Consider the following 19,588-nt stretch of genomic DNA (forward strand, 5'->3'; position numbering starts at 1 on the left):
GATGACGGCGGAAACTGCGGGCACAGCCCTGCGCACGGAACGGTTCGCGGCGGGCCTGTCCCACGCTGACCACCAGCGTGTCGATGAGCGCACCGCGGACTGGCTGCAGGCCGTCAACCTGGGGTTCCACGATCCGGCCTGGAAGCCGGAACAGATGGCTTCCATCGTCGAGGCGTACCGAGCTGACGGGCGCATGCTCACCGGTGTCTATGACGACGCCGCACCGGCGTATGCCTGGAACCCGGCAGCACCCGTGGCGACGTACGCCACCATGTCCAACGGCCTGAATGCCGGCGGCACCCTCCTGCAGGCCCACCAGATCACTTCAGTGACGGTCCGCCCGACCCACCGCCGCCGGGGAATCCTGAACGGCATGATCACTGCGGACCTGCTGCGCGCGGGGGAGGAAGGGTTCGCGGTTGCGGCACTGCTTGCCTCCGAGGCGGTCATTTACGGGCGCTTCGGATTTGGTGCAGCGACGGCCGAGGCCACGGTGGAAGTCGACGCGCGCGGCCGGCTGGAGCTCAAGGTCCCGCCGTCGGGTTCCACAGTGCTCGCCGACGCCCCGAAGATGGAGGAACTGGCCCCGGAGATCTTTTCCCGGCACCTCCATGCAGCCCGGGGCGCGCTGGGACGGCAGGCCGGGTACGCCAAACGGGCGGCAGGGTTGTGGGGAGACGTTCCCGAAGTACAGCAGGATGTGCGGGCCGCCGTGCACTACGACGCCGCGGGGACGCCGGACGGCTACGTCACCTACCGCTTCCTTCCGTGGGAAACCGAACCCCATACCCTCAAGGTCCTGGACCTGGTGGCAGTCGATGACACTGCCCGGCTGGAACTGTGGCGGTATCTGGGTTCCATTGACCTCGTCGAGAAGATCACGGCATCGGCACCGGTGGCGGATCCGCTTCCCTGGGCCCTGGCCGACCGGCGGCGCTATCAGGTCACGGGTGTCGAAGACACCCTGTGGCTGCGTCCGCTGGATCCGGCCGCAATGCTCCGCGCCAGGGGTTTCGAATCCGACGGCACAGTTGTCCTCACGGTCGCTGACCCGCTGGGCATTGCTGCCGGCCGCTGGCTGGTCCAGGTGGACGGGACCGCCGTTACTGTCACCGAGCTCGTTCCAGGGGAAGACGGACCGTCCGGCGTGCCTGCTGTCGAAGCGGATGCGGCGGCCTTTGGTTCCCTGTATCTCGGCGGCGTCAGCGCACAGGTTCTGGCCGTTTCCGGCGGGGTGCGGGGCACGGAGGAGGGCGTTGCAGCCCTGGACCGTCTCTTCGCCGTGGCCCGGCCGCCGTACTGCAGCACCCATTTCTAGCCGGGGGCTACGGGTATTCCGTACGGATTCGGTCGGGTCAGGCAATTCGGGTACTGGTTTTACCAACCGGCTTTGACCTGACTTGGAGGCTGCGGCTAGACTAAACAGGCGCGTTACGCGTGCTGGAGAGGTATTCCGGTCGCCACCGTGCAGCACCAAGATTCATAATTCTGTCCATCTCCGGACAAACAAGCACCGTCTTGAACCTGGTTTCTCCGGGTTGCACGCGAGCCGGTGGGAGCAACATCCGGAATTACATCAACTTCCACATCGGAGTCCCAACTACATGACCATCACCACCACCGAGAAGTCCGGTACCCCGCAGGTCGCCATCAACGACATCGGATCCGCCGAGGACTTCCTCGCCGCCATTGACGCAACGATCAAGTACTTCAACGACGGCGATCTTGTCGAAGGTACCGTCGTCAAGGTTGACCGCGACGAGGTTCTGCTCGACATCGGTTACAAGACCGAGGGTGTCATTCCTTCCCGTGAGCTTTCCATCAAGCACGACGTCGATCCCGGGGACGTTGTCTCCGTGGGCGACCAGGTCGAAGCTTTGGTCCTCACCAAGGAAGACAAAGAAGGCCGTCTGATTCTCTCCAAGAAGCGCGCACAGTACGAGCGTGCCTGGGGCGACATCGAAAAGGTCAAGGAAGAAGACGGCGTCGTTACCGGTACCGTCATCGAGGTTGTCAAGGGTGGTCTTATCCTCGACATCGGGCTGCGCGGCTTCCTGCCCGCATCCCTCGTGGAGATGCGTCGCGTCCGCGACCTGGCTCCGTACATCGGCCAGCAGATCGAAGCCAAGATCATCGAGCTGGACAAGAACCGCAACAACGTGGTCCTGTCCCGCCGTGCATGGCTCGAGCAGACCCAGTCCGAGGTCCGTTCCACGTTCCTCAACAAGCTGGAAAAGGGCCAGGTCCGTCCGGGCGTTGTTTCCTCCATCGTCAACTTCGGTGCTTTCGTGGACCTTGGCGGCGTAGACGGTCTCGTCCACGTTTCCGAGCTGTCCTGGAAGCACATCGACCACCCCTCCGAGGTCGTTGAAGTTGGCCAGGAAGTCACCGTTGAGGTTCTGGAAGTTGACCTCGACCGCGAGCGTGTCTCCCTGTCGCTGAAGGCTACGCAGGAAGATCCGTGGCAGACCTTCGCCCGCACCCACGCCCTGGGCCAGGTTGTGCCGGGCAAGGTCACCAAGCTGGTTCCGTTCGGTGCGTTCGTGCGCGTCGAAGACGGCATCGAAGGCCTGGTCCACATCTCCGAGCTGGCTGTGCGCCACGTTGAACTGGCAGAGCAGGTTGTCTCCGTTGGAGACGAGCTGTTCGTCAAGGTCATCGACATCGACCTCGAGCGCCGCCGCATCTCCCTGTCGCTGAAGCAGGCGAACGAGGGCGTCGACCCCGAGGGCACCGAGTTCGATCCGGCTCTGTACGGCATGGCCGCAGAGTACGACGAAGCCGGCAACTACAAGTACCCGGAGGGCTTCGACCCCGAGTCGAACGAATGGCTCGAAGGCTACGAGACCCAGCGTGCAGCTTGGGAGCAGCAGTACGCTGACGCCCAGGCCCGTTGGGAAGCTCACAAGAAGCAGGTTGCCCAGCACAACTCTGAAGACGTTGCTGCAGCTTCGGACTCCGTTGAGTCCAGCTCCACCAGCTACTCTTCCGAGCCTGCTGCATCCGAGTCCGCTGCCGGCACCCTGGCATCCGACGAGGCTCTTGCGGCACTGCGCGAGAAGCTGACCGGCAACTAATTTCTGTTGCTAAGGCACTAGCTGCCTGAAAAGGCGGGTTTCCACTTCGGTGGGGACCCGCCTTTTGCTTTGCCGGGAGCCGGCATCCGGCTTGGTAGGCTGAACCGTCTTACAGCAGCTACCAGCGGGGGGGAATGAAAATGCAGGCCGGAGATGTGAGCTCAGCCAGCCGCCAGGAACTTGAGGACCAGATCCGCCGGCGAACACAGGCAGCGGCCAGGCTCCTGACACCGGTCCAGGCCGCCAATCTCGTCAACGGAGTCGCCGCGGCGGAACGGGAAGCTGAGTCGTGGGAGGAGATCAAGGCCTCAGAGCAGCTGGAAAGGGACCTTCACGAGCGGTACCCGGAGTACTTTGAGGCAGCAGAGGCCGTACGTGACGGAGAAGCGCGTGCCGACCTGCCCCGGTTCCGCGCCTGGGGCCGGGAACAGCGGCGGCTGGCGCGGGAGGCGGACGGCTGGCTGGCAGGCAACGCTGCCCGGATAAGAACCATTGGCGGCGTCCTGCTTGGGGCGGCCCTGCTGGCCAAACCGTTCGACCTCATCTCGAGTGAAGTGTTCGGCGCTGCCGCCGCCGTTGCGGCCGCACTTCTGGTGCTGGGAACCCAGCTGCTCAAGAAGCGCCGAAGCCCCCTGTGGAACGGTGTCTTCGCCGACCCCAAGATGGCTTCCGCCTACGTGTGGGGGTGCGCCTCACGGGCAGCCGCAACAGCCCTGATCAGGACGCGTGAGCCTGATGCCGGTGCATGGGAGACCAATATGCTCCAGATTGAGGCCATGTGGGACCGCCGGACCTGCCGCAGTGAGCTCTTTGCCGAGGAAGACTACAGCGGCATCCGCTACACGTCCGCCTAGCTGTGTGACCAGAGAAGCTAGGCGGACTCCCGCACCACGAGGGACGTGGGCAGCCGGCAGACCCTTTCCGCCGCGCGGCCCTCGATGAGTTCCACCAGCATGCGGGCCATCTTTTCGCCGAGTTCAGCGATGGGGTGGTGAACCGTGGTGAGCGCGGGGGAGACGCGGGTGGCAAACTCGTCGTCGTCGAAACCTACGACGGCGATGTCTTCCGGGATCCTCAAACCGCGTTCCTTCAGGACGGCATGCGCTCCTGCGGCCATCTGGTCATTGGCCGCAAACAGTCCGTCAATGGGCTTGCCCCGATCCAGCAGGCGCCGCATGGCAGCGGCGCCCGAGGCCACGGTGAAGTCGCCTACCTCCACGAGCGCGTCATCGAGTCCGGCACGCGTCAGTCCCGCACGCCAGCCGGCCAGCCGGTCAATCCCCGGCGGCATGTCCTGCGGTCCCGCTATGGTGGCGATGCTCCCGCGCCCCGCGTCGATGAGGTGCTGGACGGCGGCGAGGGCGCCCTCTTCGTTGTCCACCTCCACGTAGTAGCTGTCCCGGGCATTCACCAGGGGACGTCCGGCGAAAACCATCGGCAGCGCGTCACTGAGGTGCTCCCAGGAATGGTCACCGCTGTGGTGGGAGACCACCAGGACGCCGTCGACGTTTCCGCCCATGAGATACCGCTGCGTCTTGCCCGGATTCGCTTCGGAGGAAGTGACCATGTTCAGCATGTAGTCCGTGGAATTCAGGTACTTGGCCACCCCCTCCACAACCGTGGCGAAAAACGGATCCGCAAAGACCTTCGACGTGGATTCGGGCACCAGCAGTGTCACGGTGTACGTCCGGCGGCTCGCCAGGGTGCGGGCGGCCCGGTTGGGCACGTAGTTCAGCGTCCTGACGGCCTGTTCCACGCTCTGCACCAATTCGGGTGCCACCGACGTTGAACCGTTGACGACGCGCGAGACAGTTGCGCGCGAAACACCCGCCAGTGCAGCCACCATTTCCAGCGTGGGGGCTGGGCGCGCCTGCGTAGCCTCGCTGCCCAAAGTCGTTTCCGTGCCCATGTGTCCGTTCCCCTTGGCGGTGGCCGCAGCCATGTTCGATTCCAGTTTCATCTAGCCGACCGGCGCTGCCGCGGCCGGCCTTCCGGCAGGGGTTCCGCTCTGCCGGCGTGCCTCTGCGGCGTACCGGGCGTAGGCCAGCCCGCTGTCCTTGATGATGCGTTCCTGCGTTTCATAGTCCACGTGGATGATCCCAAATCGCTTGTCGTAACCCCAGGACCATTCGAAGTTGTCCAGAAGGGACCAGACGAAGTAGCCACGGACGTCGGCCCCTTCGACAATGGCCTCACCGACCGCCTGGATGTGTTCCAGGATGAAACTGGTGCGTTCCGTGTCATGGACCGCCCCGTCTTCCGTCACTTCGTCGTCGTAGGCTGCACCATTCTCCGTGATGTACAGCGGCGGCAGCTGCGGGTATTCCTTGCCCAGGCGGACCAGGAGCTTCCGGAGGCCATCAGGATTAACTTCCCAGTTCATCCCTGTCCGCGGCAGTCCGCGGCTGGGGAACGTGATGTGTTCGGCGCCAATCCAGGGCGAGGCCTTGGGCAGCACACCGCCGCCGCCGTGGCCGTCCTCGCCCGAGGTATCCGGGTGCCCGCTGATTTGGTCATCGTGGTAGTGATTGACACCCAGGAAGTCGATCGGTGCTCCGATGATCTCCATGTCTCCGGGCAGGATCACCTCGTGCAGTCCGTACGGCTCTAGGTCCCGGAGAGAGTCCTCCGGGTAAGCTCCGCGGAGGATCGGATCCAGGTAGATCCGGTTCTGCAGCGAATCGAAGAGCCGAGCGGCTTCGAGGTCCACCGGATCAGCTGGATCCTTCGGGATCGAGTTGCTGAGATTCAGTGTGATCCCGATGTTCTCGGCACCAAGGCCGCGCAGTTCCGCCGTTGCCATGCCGTGGGCCAGGTGCTGGTGATGCACGGCGGCGATGGCGGCACGCGGATCCTGGCGTCCCGGGGCATGGACCCCTGATCCGTAGCCGAGCAGTGACGAGCAGAAGGGCTCGTTGAAGGTGGTCCAATGGCGTACCCGGTCGCCGAGTGCGGCGTACACATCCTGCGCGTACTCCACGAACCGGCAGGCGGTATCACGGTTGGTCCAGCCGCCCTGTTCCTCCAGTGCCTGGGGGAGGTCCCAGTGGTACAGCGTCAGCCAGGGGAGGATTCCGGCCTCGAGCAGTTCGTCCACGAGCCGGGAGTAGAAATCCAGTCCCTTGGGATTGAGCTCCCGTCCGCCCGGCCGGACCCGCGCCCAGCTGGTGGAAAAGCGGTAGGAGTCCAGGCCGAGTTCCTTCATCAGCGCAACATCCTGCGGCATGCGGTGGTAGTGGTCAACCGCCACGGCCGGAGTGTCACCGTTGCGCACGTTCCCCGGTTTGGCGGCGAAGGCATCCCAGACAGAGTCTTCTTTCCCGTCCTCCCGTGCGCCTCCCTCAATCTGCGCTGCCGCGGTTGCCGATCCCCAGATGAAGCCCGGGGGGAAGTTGCTCTGGTTCCGCATAGCGGTGGTATTCGTCATTAGCCCTTCACTGCTCCCTGCATGATTCCGGAAATAAGTTGTTTGCCTGCCGCTATGAAGAGAAGAAGCAGGGGGATGGTTGCCATCACGGCCCCGGTCAGGACCACCGCGTAGTCGGTGTACCGGTTCGACTGCAACTGGCTCAGCGCCGTCTGCAGGGTGGGGTTGCCGGGACCAAGGACCAGCAACGGCCACAAAAAGTCGGTCCAGGCGCTCATGAAGGTGAAAAGCCCCAGGATCGCCATGGCCGGCCTGGCGGCCGGAAGCGCTACATGCCAGAACGTCCGGATCATGTTCGCGCCGTCCATGCGGGCAGACTCTATGAGTTCGTCGGGAATGACGTCCACGAGGTACTGGCGCATGAAGAAGACCCCGAAGGCTGTCACCAGCGTGGGGATGATGACCGCACCGATCTCCCCGGTCCAGCCGAAAGTCCTCATCACCATAAACAGCGGAATAATCCCCAGCTGCGTCGGAATCGCCATGGTGGCGACGACGGCAATCATCAGGCCGGTATTGCCGCGGAACCGGAGCTTCGCAAAGGCGTAGCCAGCCAAAGTGGAGAACGTAACGACCGAAACCGTGATGACCGTGGAAATGACTACGCTGTTCCACAGCGCAAGCCAGAACGGAACAGTGTCGAAGACCTCGGCGACGTTGTTCCAGAAATTGCCCCCTGGCAACAGGGGAGGATAGGACAGGCCCAGCGCCTCGTTTGAACGGCTGCCGACGATCGCAGACCACCAGAGCGGATATGCGGAACCGATGAAGAAGGCCAGCAGAAGACCATACGTCAGGTATCCGGGGCGCAGGCCGTTGCCGAAAACGCGCTGCTTCAGCGGTGCCTTGGTGCGGGGCCGTGGAGCCGGTGCAGGCCTGGCGGTCCGCCGCTCAATGATGCTCATTTCATTTTCCCTTCTCGAAGCTTCCGGCGGCGTCTGGTCGGCTTGCCGTCCGTTGATGCGATCCGCCTGGAGAGGGTGAGGTTCACGAGTCCGATGAGGACGATGATCAGGAAGAGCAGCCAGGCAATGGCTGACGCAACGCCGAAGTCCATCCGCTTGAATCCCATTTCCCAGAGGTAAAGCACAGTGGTCTGGAACTGCCGCTGCGCTCCTCCGGCGTAGGACGGATCGAAGAGCCGCGGCTCGGCGAAGATCTGGAGTCCTCCGATAGTGGACGTGATGACGACGAAGATCATGGTGGGGCGGATGCTGGGCAGCGTGATGCTGAAGAACCTTCGGAAGGCCCCCGCGCCGTCGATCGCAGCCGATTCGTAGATGTCCCTCGGCACCGCCTGCATTGCAGCCAGGAGTATGAGCGCGTTGTAGCCCGTCCAGCGGAAGTTGACCATCGTCGCAACGGCTACGTGGCTGGCGAACGTGTCAGTCCGCCAGTTGACGGGATCGATCCCGAAGTTCCCCAGCAGGTTGTTGATCAGTCCATGTTGCTCGTTGAACATGTTCGTGAAGATCAGGGCCACCGCAACCGGGGTAACGATGTAGGGAAGCAGGATCGACATCCGCCAGAAGGTCTTCGCCCTGATGTTTTGGTCCAGGATGGCAGCAATGAACAGCGCCCCGATGAGCTGCGGAATTGCTGAGAGCAGGAAGATGCTCATGGTGTTCCCGAGCGAGTTCCAGAAGAACCGGTCGCCCAGGACCGTCGCAAAATTGCCCAGGCCCACGAAGTCGCCCTGGCCCTTCAGCAGGTGCCAGTCGTGCAGCGAGACCCAGAAGGTGTAGATCAGCGGAAACAGGCCGACGAGTCCAAAGAGCAGGAAGAAAGGGGAGATGTACAGGTAAGGCGAGGCCTTGACGTCCCAGACGTTCAGCCGCTGCCGGAAGGTTGGTTTGGTTTTGAGCGGTTCAGCCGCTGGGGCCGGGCGCTTGATGGTTACGGTCATTGGAGTTCTCCCAGGCCATCGACGGGGCCTCCGGAATACCGGAGGCCCCGTCCGTCTGCACTAATCCTTGACTACCAGATCGTTGAGGAGCTTGATGGCCTCATTCCACGCGGCTTCACCGTCGGTCTTGCCGGCATCGAGCGGCACGAGGGCTGCACCGAACACGTTCTCCTGGATGACGGAGTCGTCGGGTCCCTTGAACTGGGCGATCACGCCTTCAGCACGGGAAGCCAGGATGGCACCCGTCGGGGCGTCATTGAACATCGGGTTGGGAACAGCTTCCTCGACGAGCGTCTGCTGCGCCTCAATGGTGCTTGGGAAGTTGTTGGCAGCTGCTGACTGCTTGACCTGCTGTTCGGGCGCCGTCAGCCACGCAGCGAGCTTGGCCGCCTCTTCCTTGTGCTCCGAAGACTCGGACACTGCCAGGAAGGCACCACCCCAGTTGGAAGCGCCACCGGGGAAGACGTCGGCAAAGTCCCAGCCTGAGTCAGCTCCGCCGCCGGCGGATTCCAGCTGCTCCTGAATGGTGCCCAGCATCCACCCGGGGCAGACGAACGTGGCGAAGGAACCGTCAGTGAAGGCCTTGCCTGTGCCCCAGTCCCACTTTGTCTCATTGGCGGAGAGGCCGGCCTCGGTTCCTGCAGCCAGCTGCAGGAACTGTTCCTTCATCGCGGCATTGCCCTCGATGTTCAGCTCCCCGCTCTTGGTGTAGTACCCCTCGTCCATCTGGTTGACCATGGAGTTCCAGACGAAGCCGGACTGGTCATACCAGGCCAGTCCGGTCTTGTCGTGATACTGCTGTCCCAGCTCAAAATAGCGCTCCCACGTGGCGTCGTCTCCGCCAAACAGCTCCGCGACTGATTCCCTGTCGCTGGGCAGGCCTGCGGCTTCAAAGAGCTTGCCGTTGTAGCACAGCCCCTGGGGTCCGATGTCCGTGCCGTAGCCGATAACCCGGCCGTCCGCGTCCGTGCCCTGTTTGAACTTCCAGTCAACCCAGTTGTCCTTGATGTCGGCGGCGCCGTACTCGTTCAGGTCGACGAACTCGTTGGAGACCTCCATGACGGAACCCAGCCAGCCCTCCTCCAGGGCTACGACGTCGCTCACGCCTGAGCCGGCCGCGAGCTTGGTGAACAGATCGGTCTGGGCGTTGGCGCCCCGGTCGATGTTGTTGGCCTTGATCTTGATCCCCGGGTTGGCGTCTTCGTACTCGCCATAGAGATCGTCATAGCCGAACGTGCCGAATGTGGTGATGGTGAGTTCAAGCGGGTTCTCTTCGGTGCCGGCTTCGCCGCTGCCGCCGCCGCAGCCGACGGCGAGCAGCGCCACGGCTGCGGCTCCTGCCACCGCCGCTGCCGAATGTCGAAACTTATTCACGGTCACTCCTTTGTGTGTCTTACCGGTTGATAATCCCGGGAAGGACCGCGCCGAAAAGAAGCTGGCTTGTCCTGGGACGGGACTCTGACTATGGATCTGCCCAGAGAGTCCGCTGCGGCCCAAAAATCCAGAACCGGGCGAGAGAGCGCTCTCTGACGTTGCTGAGAGCCTAGATGTGACGGGCTTCACTGTCAAGAGAGCGCTCTCTCAAGATTCTTGATGCGGCTTTTCGAGCCGCCCCGCTGCCTAGCGCCGGGTGGACACGGTGACCGTGAACCGGGGGTTGCGGGCAACCTGCGCGGTAGGCCCTACAAGCCGGTTCAGCGCAGGCCGGTAGGCCAGGTGAGAGTTCCAGACGGTCCAAAGCTCCCCGCCGGGACGGAGCACACGGGCTGCGTCGGCGAAGAGTTTCAGCGCGATTCCGGTGTGCACAGTGGCTCCGATATGGAACGGCGGATTCAGGACCACCAGATCCTGGGACCCGTCGGCCAGCCAGGACAGCGCATCCGCCCGCTGTACGGTGGCACGTTCCCCAAGACCGTTGGCCTCCATCGTCAGGATGGTGGAGGCGACGGCAGCTTCGGACTGATCCGTTGCCAACACGCCCGCTCCCGGCCGGGTCAGTGCCAGGTAAGCGGCGATTGCCCCATTGCCGCACCCCAGATCCACTGCCTGGTCCGCCGTCCGCGCCTGGGACAGGAATGGGAGCAGGAACCGGGTGCCGGGGTCCAGTGACGCACCGCCAAAAGCGGCGCCGCGGGCCCTCAGCTGAAGCGGCTGTGGAAGGCCGACGTCGTACGCTGCCTTGAGCGGGAAGCGGGACGGCGGGAGTTCTTCAGCCGGGCGCCTCCCGCCTGCCACAAGGACCCGTGACTTCTGCCGGGCCAGGCTGGCCGTCACCGTATCGAAGTACCTGCCCAGGATATCGTTCATGGCGGTGGTCATGTGCTTTATCCGTCCGCCGGCATAGATCCGGACATCGGGAGCGGCATGGCCGGCGATCAGCCGGGCGATTTCTTCCAGTGCGTCCAGGGAACGGGGCAGCCGCAGCAGCACAATCCGTGCATCCGCGACGAGACCCTCCTCCAGCCTGCAGTGCGTATAGGCGCCGGTCAGATCCAGTGCCCGGGCGTTGCGGTCCAGGGCCAGCTCCCCGGAGAGCGGATCCTGCTGCACACGGATCTGGCGTGAACCGTGAAGGGCGGCAGTGCCCAGGGTAAGGGCGCCGTAGGAATCGCCGATGACCGAGATTGTTCCCGGAGCAGCGCCTGCCAGGTCCCCGGCTGCAGTGTCCAGCAGCAGTGTGTCGGCAGTGTCCCACGCCTGGAGATTCCCGGCTTCGACGTCGGGGGCCCGGCCCAGGGACTCGAAGGCAAAAGAAGAAGCAGTGCTCACAGGTCAATCCATTCAGTGGCTAGCGGTTCGGCTTCGACGTCGCCCGCGCTGAGCGCAGCGAGCCGGTCCTGGAATGCGGAGCCGGACCCGGCGGTGTCGGGAAGTGCGACCGTGATGACGGCGCCGCCGGCGCCGTACTCGGTCCCGCGGACGGTATACCCGGCATTCCGGAGGTCATTCTCCAGGCGTCCGGCACCGGCGTGGGAGGCCGGCACCGCGTAAAGCTGCATGCGGGCGCGCTGCAGGAGGGGAGCGGTGGATAAAGCCGACGAGACAGACTCGGAGTATGCGCGGACCAGCCCTCCGGCGCCGAGGAGAATCCCGCCGAAATAGCGCACTGTCACAACCGTGATGTCGCTCAGGTCTGCCGCGCCGTCAAAAGTCTCGCGTTTGGTCAGGGCCTCGAGCATGGGAAGGCCGGCGGTTCCCGAGGGTTCCCCGTCGTCACTGGAGCGCTGGACCTCCCGGCCGGGCCCCAGGACAAAGGCGCTGCAGTGGTGCCGGGCATCGTGGAACTCCCGGCGCAGCTGAGCCACCAGCGCGCGGGCCTCTTCTTCGGTTTCAGTGCGCCGCAGCACGGTAATGAAGCGGGAACGCTTGATCTCAAGCTCGGTCCGGTGCTCTCCGGCGAGGGTTGTATACCGTCCCTCCACCGCACCCAATTCACTCACTGACCCAGTCTAGTTTGCGGTGCCGCCGAAGAGCGCTCCGGGGGAGTGCCGGGGAGCCGGGGTAGGGTGGTGGCCATGCTGAAAGTTGGTCTCACCGGCGGAATTGCCGCCGGTAAATCCCTGGTCGCCCGGACACTTGTGGACTGCGGGGCGGTGCTGGTGGACGCCGATGCCCTGGCCCGCGAAGTGGTGGCACCGGGTACTGAAGGCCTTGCCGCGGTCGTGCGGGAGTTTGGCCCGGGGATCCTTGCCGCTGACGGCAGCCTGGATCGCCCGGCCCTGGCAGCTCTGGTCTTTGGCGACGCTGCAAAGCGGGAAACGCTGAACGCCATCGTCCATCCGCTGGTACGGGCCCGCGCTGCGGAGCTGGCAGCCCAGGTACCCCGGGACGGCATCCTGGTCCAGGACATCCCGCTGCTGGTGGAGACCGGGCAGGCCGCCGCGTTCGATTTCGTCCTGGTGGTCGAAGCACCCGAAGCGGTCCGGCTCGAGCGGATGATCCGCGACCGGGGGATGGACCCCGCCGACGCGCAGGCCCGGATCAACGCACAGGCCAGTGCGGAACAGCGGGCAGCTGCTGCCGACGTCGTGCTCCAGAACACCGGAAGCCCTGAAGAGCTGGTCGGGGCAGTCCGCGAACTGTGGCGGACCCGCCTTGTTCCGCTGAACCGGGAACGCCTGCGGGCAGCGCAGCAGGAGTAGCTCGGGAGCAGGTCCGCACGTTATGCCGTCAGCAATACGGACAGCACCTGACCGCGTCCCGGAGTAGCGTTGAACCATGAGTCTTGCGCAGGACATCAAACGCGTTGTCGCCCCTTTTGAAGTCATCAGTGACTACTCGCCCGCCGGCGACCAGCCGACTGCCATCAAGGAACTGGCAGAACGCATCCAGGCCGGTGAAAAGGACGTCGTCCTGATGGGCGCCACCGGCACGGGCAAGAGCGCCACTGCTGCCTGGCTGGTGGAGCAGGTGCAGCGGCCCACGCTGGTGCTGGTGCAGAACAAGACCTTGGCGGCCCAGCTGGCGAACGAGTTCAGGGAACTGCTGCCCAATAACGCCGTCGAGTACTTCGTGTCCTACTACGATTACTACCAGCCCGAGGCCTACGTCCCCCAGACGGACACCTTCATCGAGAAGGACTCCTCCATCAACGAGGAAGTCGAGCGCCTGCGCCACTCGGCCACCAACGCCCTGCTGACCCGGCGTGACGTCATTGTCGTTGCAACGGTCTCCTGCATCTACGGCCTTGGAACGCCGGAAGAGTACATCAAGGGCATGGTGACGCTGCGCCGCGGCATGCAGATGAACCGGGATGACCTGCTTCGCCGGTTCGTATCCATGCAGTACGTGCGCAACGACATGGATTTCCACCGCGGCACGTTCCGGGTCCGCGGCGATACCGTGGAAATCATCCCGATGTATGAAGAACAGGCACTGCGCATCGAGTTCTTCGGTGACGAGATCGAGAGCATCCAGACGCTGCATCCCCTGACCGGTGACCTGATCCAGGACGAGGAGGAGATGTACGTCTTCCCGGCCTCGCACTACGTTGCCGGACCGGAGCGGATGAACCGCGCCATCACCGGGATCGAAAACGAACTCCGCGAACGCCTCTCCGAACTGGAGAGCCAGAACAAGCTCCTTGAAGCGCAGCGGCTGCGCATGCGCACCACGTATGACCTCGAAATGATGCAGCAGATGGGTTTCTGCAACGGCATCGAGAACTATTCTCGCTGGATTGACGGGCGCGGGCCTGGGACGGCACCGCACTGCCTGCTGGATTACTTCCCGGATGACTTCCTACTGGTCGTGGACGAGTCCCATGTGACGATCCCGCAGATCGGTGCCATGTATGAAGGTGACATGTCCCGCAAGCGGACGCTGGTGGAGCACGGCTTCCGGCTTCCCTCGGCCATGGACAACCGGCCGCTAAAATGGGACGAGTTCCTCGAGCGCATCGGACAGACGGTCTACATGTCCGCCACCCCGGGCAAGTACGAGCTGGGGAAGTCCGATGGCGTGGTGGAGCAGATCATCCGGCCCACCGGGCTGGTTGACCCCGAGGTGGTGGTCAAGCCCAGCAAGGGCCAGATCGACGACCTCCTGGCGGAGATCCGCACCCGCACTGAAAAGGACGAACGCGTTCTGGTCACTACCCTGACCAAGCGCATGGCAGAAGACCTCACCGGTTACCTGCTGGAAAACGGGGTGAAGGTTGAGTACCTGCACTCCGACGTCGACACCCTGCGCCGCGTGGAGCTGCTGCGCGAACTCCGGCTGGGCACCTTCGATGTCCTGGTGGGCATCAACCTGCTCCGTGAAGGCCTGGACCTGCCCGAAGTCTCACTCGTCTCGATCCTGGACGCGGACAAGGAAGGGTTCCTGCGCAGTTCTACCTCCCTGATCCAGACCATTGGACGTGCTGCTCGAAACGTCTCCGGCCAGGTGCATATGTATGCCGACCGGATTACGGACTCCATGGCCCACGCCATTGACGAAACGAACCGGCGCCGGGCCATCCAGGTGGCCTACAACAAGGAACGCGGCGTGGACCCGCAGCCGCTGCGCAAGAAGATTGCGGACATCACCGATTCACTGGCCCGGGAAGACGCTGACACCAAGGCCCTGCTGGCGGAAACCGCCAAGACAGGCAAGGCAGGCAAGGGAGGCAAGGGAGCCAAGGGTATCCGCAAGGATGGCCTGGCCGCGGCTCCCGCGGAGGACCTCGCCGGACTGATCGCGTCGATGACCGAGCAGATGCACGCCGCTGCGGCTGAGCTCCAGTTCGAGCTGGCGGCCCGGCTCCGCGACGAGGTGGGGGACCTCAAGAAGGAACTTCGGCAGATGCAGAACGCCGGGCACGCCTAGGCAGTGCGGTAGACTGCTTGCCGGTGGTGGGGCAGCTTTCGTAGTCACGGAGGCTCCCCGCCTTTTTCCGTGCTCTGAAAGGTCTGTTTCCCATGCCCGCATTACCTGTCGTCTTCGAGGTCGGCACGTTCATCATCCTGGGACTGGTCCTGCTTTTCGACCTGCTCCTGGTCGTCAAGCGCCCCCACGAGCCCTCCATGAAAGAAGCCGGCCTCTGGGTCGGCTTCTATGTCGGGCTGGCGCTCATGTTCGCCGTGATGATGTTCATCTTCACCGGCCCGGAATACGGCAGCCAGTTCGTTGCCGGCTGGGTCACTGAGTACAGCCTCAGCATCGACAACCTTTTCGTGTTCATCATCATCATGGCCCGCTTCTCGGTACCGCGTAAGTACCAGCAGGAAGTGCTGATGTTCGGCATCATCATTGCCCTGATCCTGCGCGGCATCTTCATTCTCATCGGCGCTGCCGTGATCGAGAACTTCTCCTGGGTCTTCTTCCTCTTCGGTGCCTTCCTGCTGTGGACGGCCTGGAAGCAGGCGACGGACAACGGTGAAGACGAAGAGGGCGGCAGCGACAACAAGCTGGTCCGCAAGCTCACCGGCTTCCTGCCGATGACCGAGAACTTCGACGGCGGCAAGATCCGCACGGTGGTGGACGGCAAGAAGGTCTTCACGCCGATGGTCATTGTCTTCATCACCATCGGTGTCACCGACCTGATGTTCGCCGTCGACTCCATTCCGGCGATCTTCGGCCTCACCCAGAGCGCGTTCATTGTCTTCACGGCCAACATCTTCGCCCTGATGGGCCTGCGCCAGCTCTACTTCCTGCTTGGCGGGCTGATGGACCGGCTCATCTACCTCAAGCACGGTCTCTCGGTGATCCTGGCGTTCATCGGCGTCAAGCTGATCCTGCACGCGCTGCACGTCAACGAACTGCCCTTCATCAACGGCGGTGAGTCCGTAGCCTGGGCGCCGGAGATCCCGACCTTCGTTTCGCTGGCCGTCATCCTCGGCACCATCGTGATCGCCACCGTGGCCAGCCTGCTGAGCCCCAAGGCCAAGGCCGTGCACGCGGTGGCCTCTCTCGAAGCCGCATTGAGCGTTTACCGCAGCCTGGGCGAGGACGCTCCGCACCAGGAACGGACCCAGGCCTACAACGACGTCACCAAGACCTACCGGGCCGCGGAAAAGGCAGCGGAAACACGGTCCGACGTCGTACTGCCGGAGATCACGGATGAAGCCCGGGCAAGGTTCCTCGCCTCGGATCCCCGCGATCCCGGCGCCCGGCAGTAACCGGCGGGCACAAACAAACAGCAGCAGGACGACGGCGGTTCCCGGCCATCAAGTCGGGGGCCGCCGCCGGCGTATCCAGTGCCGGCGTATTGAGCGTCGGGACTCTCGTAGTTTGCGCCTGACGGCGCCCGCCGAAGGCAGTCTGGATCTTTTTCCTCCTCTTCGTCCCCTACATCACAGCCCTCGTCTACGTCATTGCCCGCGGCCGCGGCATGGCATCAAGGAGTGCCCGCAGGGCCAGCGAATCCCAGGAGCAGGCAGACGCCTACATCCGGCGCGCTGCCGGCAGCCAGAGTGCGGCGGAGCAGATCTCGTCAGCGAAATCCCTGCTGGATGAAGGCCTGATCACCAACGACGAGTTCGGCCGCCTCAAGGCCAAAGCCCTCGTCTGACCGGATCGCCAGTCTGACCGGATCGCCAGTCTGACGGGTTCCTCTGTCTGGCCGGATCGTCAGCCGGCTGTTCGTCAACCGGCCGCTGCAGGACCATTCCCGGACGCCGCCGCCAGCGGCGTCCGGGAACGTCTGCCCAGCACCTCCAGGACGACGATCACGCCTACCATCACCAGGGCAATGCCGATGGTGGTCCCGGCGGTCAGGCCGGGCAGGAAGAGCACCAGCAAGGTGATTCCTGCGGCAACGGCCTGGCATACCCGCTGATGCCGCAGTGCCCACGGTTCCCACCGGCTGGTATGTCCGGCGGCGTAGAGCACCAGCACTGCCAGGACGGACAGGACCACCACCGTCCGCAGGGCGGCTGCCAGCGGATCCAGAAACGCGCCCGTGAGTGCCGCAGCGGCATCGGGTGAGAGTGCACTGCCGGTCACCGAATCGATTCCTGCCTGCTGGAGGACCCGCAGCACCAGCACCGCCGCCAGCCCGGCAGCGGCACCGGACACGGCGATGACCAATCCTGAGCGAAGCCGCCGGCCGTTCGGGGCCGTCAGCACAGCGGCGGCGGCTGCCGCTGCGGCCAGCCACGGGAGGACCGCGGCAACCGTACCCAGGGTGTTCAGCGCGGACAGCGACGACGCGAGTCCCGGAGCGTTAAAGACGGTGTAATCCTGGCCGGCATCATCCGGAATGACTGTAGCCGCGGACACCCCCTGGGCCAGGAGCCGGGACTTCACTTCACCGATCATCGCCGTGGTGGAAACAGTGATGTCTCCGTTCGGCGCAATGGCGGCGACGCCACCGGGATCGTCCTGCACGGCCCGGACCAGGACTTCATGGGCCCTGCGGTTCGCGTCGGTCCAGAGGGTCGCGAATGCCGGGCTGGCGACCGCCTTGGCAACGGTATTGTCGATGAGCGCGTTGGTCCGGTCTGCGACAACGGGCGCGACGGCGGCAGCCAGTGCCTCCGATGCGCGTGAGTCGTCAATCCCGGAGAGCGCATCATTGACGGAGGTGCTCACATCCAGCCGGCTGGTGACCTGCTCACTGATCTGCCCGGAGAGGTCGGCCTGCACCGCCGGGTCGTGGATCACCGGCCCGACCGTAGCAACGTACCGGTCGGTATTGGCGGCCAGGCTGCCTGCGTAACCGGCCGTTACCGACGCGATGAGCAGCAGTGCGGCCAGCACGCCAAGGATCGCTGAGGTGACCCGGCGCCAGGTTGGGGCGTTAGGAGGGGCCGCCCCGCGCCGGGGCCGGGATGCAATGTCGTAACGCGTACTGGGTGCCATGGCCAGGCCTTCCGCCGCTGTTCGCTGCCCCAGCCAGAATATTCCTCAATCCCGGCGCCAGCCACGGCTGCCGGAACTCGGCTGCTTGAACCGGGAACATGCCTGCTCAGGGCGTTTCGCCGCGCACCATGCCCAGCAGCCGGTTGAAAACACCCTCACCGTCGTCGGCAATTCCGTCGTGGTGGAACTCGTCCGTCTCCCACACCTGCAGTCCCTGCACTGCTGCGGCTGTCTCCAGCGACAGGTCCCGGTCCACGTAGATGTCGTGCGTGTACACGGCCGCCGCCGCCGGAACGGTGTTGCGTGCCAGCTGCCCGGGATCGTAGAGGTCCGGCCAGTCCGACTTCGCGGCCAGCAGCTCCGCGGCCCCCTTCAGTGGACGCAGCGCCGGGTCCTCCTCGAAGTACCAGGGGTAAACCATTTCGCCCGTGTACAGCGGTTCCGCGGCTTCTGGCAGGAAATCCGGCCGGGACTGCAAAACCCGCCAGGCGGCCCATTCGGTTGCCTGCCCCTGGGCGTAAATCGATTCGTGCATCAGGGCGTACAGCGGGTTGGTGGAACGCTCGGCAAGCTGCCACATGCCGGCCAGGAAGGTGTCGGAGAGACGCATTCCGTCCGGGGTGTCGATGAAAGCCTCTTCCAGCAGATGGTGCAGTCCGTCCATGCGGGTGTTGCCGCCAAGATAGGACCCGGCCATCTGGAACCGCCGAGGCGTCAGGCGGGTGCCGTCGGGCAGCTGTTCGGGCACAGCGTCCAGATGGCGGGCTATCCGGGTGGTGAGCTCCCGGTCGCCCGGGTACTTGGCGAAGTACTCCGCATTCCGTGCCGCGACCCTGCCGAAGGTGGCCTGGTAGACCCGGTCGGCGGGGCCGGACAGGGGCGCCAGGCCACCGGTGACCAGGACCTCCTTCAGGCCCGACGGCGCGAAAGAAAGATAGGTCAGCGCACAGAACCCGCCGTAGGACTGTCCGAAGATGCTCCACGGACCGGAGCCCAGTGCGTTCCGGATGAGTTCGGCGTCCGCAACGATTGAATCCGCGCGGAAATGGCTGAGGTATTCCGCCTGGGCTGCCGCATCCCCGCGCAGGGCAAGGCTCTGCCGGTTGGCAGGTGTCGAGAGTCCAGTGCCGCGCTGGTCCAGCATGAGGATGCGGAAGCGGCGCGAGGCAGCCTTGGTCCAGCCGCCGAACTGCAGCAGCCGGCTGCCTTTGCCTCCCGGTCCGCCCTGCAGATACAGCAGCCAGGGAAGGTCGGAGACGGGGGAGACCCCCGGGTCTGAGTACTCACGGGCAAAAACAGTGATCTGTTCGCCGTCGGGCTGCGCATGGTCCAGCGGAACAGTGAAGCGGTGCTCCACGACCCGCATGCCGCGGACATTCACCGGCTTGGAAGCGGTGTGCGGCACGCTCATGCCGCGCCCGGGGTGCCGAAATCCTCCAGTGCTCCGCCGGTGAGGCGGTAGGTCGTCCACTCATCCATGGGCTGGGCCCCCAGGGACTTGTAGAAGGCAATGGACGGCTCGTTCCAGTTCAGGACGCACCATTCCACCCGGGCGTAGCCGCGCTCGACGGCGAGCTGGGCCAGGCTGCGCAGCAGCGCCTTCCCGTATCCGCGGCCCCGGGCCTCCGGACGTACGTAGAGGTCCTCCAGCCAGATGCCGTGGGCCCCTTCCCACGTGGAGTAGTTCAGGAACCACAGGGCAAAGCCCTGCACGCCTGCCTCGTCCTCAAGCACGTGCGCGAACACTGCGGGGTGCTCGGCAAACAGGTGGCCGGCCAGGGCCTGCGGGGTATTCCGAACCGCGTCCGGTTCCTTTTCGTAGACGGCCAGCTCATGGATGAGCTCGAGGATTACGGGAACGTCGTCTTTGCGGGCGGCTCGAATCTGCATGGT

At 64.5% G+C, this 19,588-nt stretch carries 16 protein-coding genes and 2 pseudogenes; 8 read left to right on the plus strand and 10 right to left on the minus strand.

The annotated features are described in order from the left end of the window. Position 1 precedes the first annotated feature (1 nt). From NF551_RS08160 to NF551_RS08170, 3 genes are all read left to right on the plus strand, one after another. Positions 2-1,318 carry a GNAT family N-acetyltransferase gene (locus tag NF551_RS08160; RefSeq protein WP_227896789.1) on the plus strand — a complete coding sequence of 439 codons (1,317 nt, stop codon included), beginning with the start codon at positions 2-4 and terminating at the stop codon, positions 1,316-1,318. Positions 1,319-1,604: 286 nt separating this feature from the next. Further along, positions 1,605-3,077 (plus strand): 30S ribosomal protein S1, encoded by a 1,473-nt coding sequence (gene rpsA, locus NF551_RS08165; RefSeq protein ID WP_055241244.1) that lies wholly within the window; start codon positions 1,605-1,607, stop codon positions 3,075-3,077. A 155-nt stretch (positions 3,078-3,232) separates the two neighbouring features. Further along, positions 3,233-3,931, plus strand: a complete 699-nt coding sequence (locus tag NF551_RS08170) for a hypothetical protein (RefSeq protein ID WP_227896788.1) — start codon at positions 3,233-3,235, stop codon at positions 3,929-3,931. Positions 3,932-3,948: 17 nt separating this feature from the next. Here the strand turns inward: NF551_RS08170 and NF551_RS08175 are convergent, their stop codons facing one another. The 7 genes from NF551_RS08175 to NF551_RS08205 all read right to left on the minus strand — a co-directional run bounded on the left by NF551_RS08175 (position 3,949) and on the right by NF551_RS08205 (position 11,850). Beyond that, on the minus strand, positions 3,949-4,968 hold the full coding sequence (locus NF551_RS08175; RefSeq protein WP_423722191.1) for a LacI family DNA-binding transcriptional regulator: 1,020 nt from the start codon (positions 4,966-4,968) through the stop codon (positions 3,949-3,951). A gap of 69 nt (positions 4,969-5,037) precedes the next feature. Beyond that, a complete protein-coding gene (locus NF551_RS08180; protein WP_227896787.1) occupies positions 5,038-6,504 on the minus strand; it encodes a GH1 family beta-glucosidase in 1,467 nt (488 codons plus the stop codon). Next, positions 6,504-7,409 carry a carbohydrate ABC transporter permease gene (locus NF551_RS08185; RefSeq protein ID WP_227896786.1) on the minus strand — a complete coding sequence of 302 codons (906 nt, stop codon included), beginning with the start codon at positions 7,407-7,409 and terminating at the stop codon, positions 6,504-6,506. Before NF551_RS08185 ends, NF551_RS08180 begins: the two co-directional genes overlap by 1 nt. Beyond that, a complete protein-coding gene (locus NF551_RS08190) occupies positions 7,406-8,410 on the minus strand; it encodes a carbohydrate ABC transporter permease (RefSeq protein ID WP_227896784.1) in 1,005 nt (334 codons plus the stop codon). The genes NF551_RS08185 and NF551_RS08190 overlap by 4 nt, the downstream gene beginning before the upstream one ends. A gap of 60 nt (positions 8,411-8,470) precedes the next feature. After that, positions 8,471-9,790 carry an ABC transporter substrate-binding protein gene (locus NF551_RS08195; RefSeq protein ID WP_423722087.1) on the minus strand — a complete coding sequence of 440 codons (1,320 nt, stop codon included), beginning with the start codon at positions 9,788-9,790 and terminating at the stop codon, positions 8,471-8,473. A gap of 240 nt (positions 9,791-10,030) precedes the next feature. Next, positions 10,031-11,179 (minus strand): class I SAM-dependent methyltransferase, encoded by a 1,149-nt coding sequence (locus NF551_RS08200; RefSeq protein WP_227896780.1) that lies wholly within the window; start codon positions 11,177-11,179, stop codon positions 10,031-10,033. After that, on the minus strand, positions 11,176-11,850 hold the full coding sequence (locus tag NF551_RS08205; RefSeq protein ID WP_227896778.1) for an IMPACT family protein: 675 nt from the start codon (positions 11,848-11,850) through the stop codon (positions 11,176-11,178). The genes NF551_RS08200 and NF551_RS08205 overlap by 4 nt, the downstream gene beginning before the upstream one ends. A gap of 75 nt (positions 11,851-11,925) precedes the next feature. On the opposite strand from NF551_RS08205, the gene coaE reads away from it, so the two are divergent. From coaE to NF551_RS08225, 5 genes and pseudogenes are all read left to right on the plus strand, one after another. Then, the gene (gene coaE, locus NF551_RS08210; RefSeq protein WP_227896777.1) at positions 11,926-12,552 is read left to right on the plus strand and encodes a dephospho-CoA kinase; all 627 of its coding nucleotides are present in this window, start codon (positions 11,926-11,928) and stop codon (positions 12,550-12,552) included. Between the two features lie 76 nt (positions 12,553-12,628). Beyond that, entirely contained in the window at positions 12,629-14,719 is a 2,091-nt protein-coding gene (gene uvrB / locus NF551_RS08215) for an excinuclease ABC subunit UvrB (protein WP_227896776.1), read from the plus strand. Positions 14,720-14,811: 92 nt separating this feature from the next. Then, positions 14,812-15,807, plus strand: a pseudogene (locus NF551_RS08220) (TerC family protein); the annotation flags it as partial. A 341-nt stretch (positions 15,808-16,148) separates the two neighbouring features. Then, a pseudogene (locus NF551_RS19080) lies at positions 16,149-16,205 on the plus strand (hypothetical protein); the annotation flags it as partial. Positions 16,206-16,223: 18 nt separating this feature from the next. Then, positions 16,224-16,403 (plus strand): hypothetical protein, encoded by a 180-nt coding sequence (locus tag NF551_RS08225; protein WP_227896775.1) that lies wholly within the window; start codon positions 16,224-16,226, stop codon positions 16,401-16,403. 74 nt (positions 16,404-16,477) lie between these two features. On the opposite strand, the gene NF551_RS08230 is transcribed toward NF551_RS08225, so the two are convergent. The 3 genes from NF551_RS08230 to NF551_RS08240 form a co-directional block, all read right to left on the minus strand. After that, positions 16,478-17,695: a hypothetical protein gene (locus NF551_RS08230; RefSeq protein ID WP_227896774.1), complete on the minus strand. Its 1,218-nt coding sequence runs from the start codon at positions 17,693-17,695 to the stop codon at positions 16,478-16,480. Between the two features lie 106 nt (positions 17,696-17,801). After that, positions 17,802-19,106 (minus strand): alpha/beta fold hydrolase, encoded by a 1,305-nt coding sequence (locus NF551_RS08235; protein WP_227896773.1) that lies wholly within the window; start codon positions 19,104-19,106, stop codon positions 17,802-17,804. Next, positions 19,103-19,585 carry a GNAT family N-acetyltransferase gene (locus NF551_RS08240; protein ID WP_227896770.1) on the minus strand — a complete coding sequence of 161 codons (483 nt, stop codon included), beginning with the start codon at positions 19,583-19,585 and terminating at the stop codon, positions 19,103-19,105. The genes NF551_RS08235 and NF551_RS08240 overlap by 4 nt, the downstream gene beginning before the upstream one ends. Positions 19,586-19,588 lie beyond the last annotated feature (3 nt).

Origin of the sequence: Arthrobacter caoxuetaonis (assembly GCF_023921125.1) — a bacterium.
Classification (GTDB): Bacteria; Actinomycetota; Actinomycetes; order Actinomycetales; family Micrococcaceae; genus Arthrobacter_B; species Arthrobacter_B caoxuetaonis.

Excerpts from the sequence above, each read along its gene's own strand:
- NF551_RS08160 (WP_227896789.1), top strand. The coding sequence starts at position 2 with ATGACGGCGGAAACTGCGGGCACAGCCCTGCGCACGGAACGGTTCGCG.
- rpsA (WP_055241244.1), top strand. The coding sequence starts at position 1,605 with ATGACCATCACCACCACCGAGAAGTCCGGTACCCCGCAGGTCGCCATC.
- NF551_RS08180 (WP_227896787.1), bottom strand. The coding sequence starts at position 6,504 with ATGACGAATACCACCGCTATGCGGAACCAGAGCAACTTCCCCCCGGGC.
- NF551_RS08185 (WP_227896786.1), bottom strand. The coding sequence starts at position 7,409 with ATGAGCATCATTGAGCGGCGGACCGCCAGGCCTGCACCGGCTCCACGG.
- NF551_RS08190 (WP_227896784.1), bottom strand. The coding sequence starts at position 8,410 with ATGACCGTAACCATCAAGCGCCCGGCCCCAGCGGCTGAACCGCTCAAA.
- coaE (WP_227896777.1), top strand. The coding sequence starts at position 11,926 with ATGCTGAAAGTTGGTCTCACCGGCGGAATTGCCGCCGGTAAATCCCTG.
- uvrB (WP_227896776.1), top strand. The coding sequence starts at position 12,629 with ATGAGTCTTGCGCAGGACATCAAACGCGTTGTCGCCCCTTTTGAAGTC.
- NF551_RS08225 (WP_227896775.1), top strand. The coding sequence starts at position 16,224 with ATGGCATCAAGGAGTGCCCGCAGGGCCAGCGAATCCCAGGAGCAGGCA.
- NF551_RS08230 (WP_227896774.1), bottom strand. The coding sequence starts at position 17,695 with ATGGCACCCAGTACGCGTTACGACATTGCATCCCGGCCCCGGCGCGGG.
- NF551_RS08235 (WP_227896773.1), bottom strand. The coding sequence starts at position 19,106 with ATGAGCGTGCCGCACACCGCTTCCAAGCCGGTGAATGTCCGCGGCATG.
- NF551_RS08240 (WP_227896770.1), bottom strand. The coding sequence starts at position 19,585 with ATGCAGATTCGAGCCGCCCGCAAAGACGACGTTCCCGTAATCCTCGAG.